Source organism: Lutibacter sp. HS1-25, assembly GCF_004121075.1.
Taxonomy (GTDB): domain Bacteria; phylum Bacteroidota; class Bacteroidia; order Flavobacteriales; family Flavobacteriaceae; genus Lutibacter.
In genome coordinates this window covers 1-310 of the sequence record NZ_RHLN01000132.1, presented here as the reverse complement: position 1 = coordinate 310, position 310 = coordinate 1, and the positions used below count along the sequence as shown (strand labels likewise).

The 310-nt window shown below is 29.4% G+C and carries 1 protein-coding gene; it reads left to right on the top strand.

The genetic code is table 11. The annotated features are described in order from the left end of the window. Positions 1 to 113 precede the first annotated feature (113 nt). A partial coding sequence (locus tag EC396_RS12880; protein WP_164975299.1) for a hypothetical protein occupies positions 114 to 310 on the top strand: 197 nt, incomplete at its 3' end.

Below are 310 nucleotides of genomic sequence, written 5' to 3'. Positions count from 1 at the left end.
ATGATTGCTTTTGAGTGTTTAATTTTAGGGTTTTAAAAATTCAATCTATTCGCTGTCTTAAAAAAATCAAAACATTTAAAGCTTCAAAATTTATTTAACCTAAAAAAAATGACATGAGAAATACTTTTATTATTATTTGTTTGCTCTTATTTAACAGTAATTTATTTTCTCAGGAATTTAAGCTTCCTGAAATTTTCCCTTCATCACCTACAGCTGCTGAATTGGGAAAGTTTGGCGCCGACCCTGTTAATCTTTCTACTGGACTCCCTCAAATTGAAATTCCTTTATATACCATTCAATCAGGTGATTT